The following is an 871-nucleotide window of genomic DNA, read 5'->3' as shown; positions in this document are numbered from 1 at the left end:
CCATGGCAAAGCTGGTGCCTGCAAGAATTGCGAAGAGGCTGATGGCGACTTTTTTCATGGCAAAGGGAACCCACATTTCTAGAGTGGCCGCACTAATACAACCGCAACGATAGAAATACAACCCTTGCGGGAAAAATGTGAAGGGTCAAGCTGGGGACATTTTCAATCACCGATTGTTGACGCCAGGCCATGGGAAGTGAATGGTCCATTCCTGGGCGATAATCTATGGCCGGACGGATTGAAAATGGAGTCATTATGAAGCTTTTCGAAAGCCTCTCCAGATACCAGCCGCAGGCGCTCGGCGTGTTGCGCATCATGACCGCGCTGCAGTTCATCGAGCATGGCAGCCAGAAACTGTTCAACTTCCCCGTCAGCGTCGATCCCCACGCCCTTTCCGGGCTGACCACGACTGCCGCCATCCTCGAATTCGCCGGCGGCATCCTGCTCGCGCTGGGCCTGTTCACGCGACCGGTGGCATTCCTTCTGGCCGGCGAAATGGCGATCGCCTATTTCATGGCGCACATGCCGCGCGACTTCTTCCCGGTCAACAATGGCGGCGATTCGGCGATCTCGTTCTGCTTCATCTTCCTCTATCTGGTGTTTGCCGGCGCCGGCGCCTTCGCGCTGGACAGCCGCCGCAGCGCCTGACGCCAGAAAGAGGATGCGGGCCTGGTGCATGTCGCCCAAAAGTGCCCGGCGGTTTTGGGACAACGACATCCACAAAACAGGAATCTGAAGCGCATCGGCGAAGCCGAAGCGCTTCAAGCACGCATCCGTTCGAAATTGGCGTCGAACAGCGGCACCGCCTGAATGCGCGCCGCATGGCGCTTGCCCAGCAGCTCGATCTCGAAGCCGTCGCTCTCATCAGCGA

The 871-nt window shown here is 58.3% G+C and carries 1 protein-coding gene; it reads left to right on the top strand.

Annotation, left to right across the window (positions count from 1 at the left end; all coding sequences use genetic code 11):
- The first annotated feature begins 255 nt into the window (after positions 1-255).
- Positions 256-648 (top strand): DoxX family protein, encoded by a 393-nt coding sequence (locus tag EN969_RS33225; RefSeq protein ID WP_013530889.1) that lies wholly within the window; start codon positions 256-258, stop codon positions 646-648.
- Positions 649-871: the final 223 nt, after the last annotated feature.

The sequence above is a fragment of the Mesorhizobium sp. M7A.F.Ca.CA.003.01.2.1 genome (assembly GCF_003998945.1).
Lineage (GTDB): Bacteria > Pseudomonadota > Alphaproteobacteria > Rhizobiales > Rhizobiaceae > Mesorhizobium > Mesorhizobium ciceri.
The sequence above is the reverse complement of the archived record's forward strand: the minus strand, read 5'-3'. Positions and strand labels throughout refer to the sequence as shown.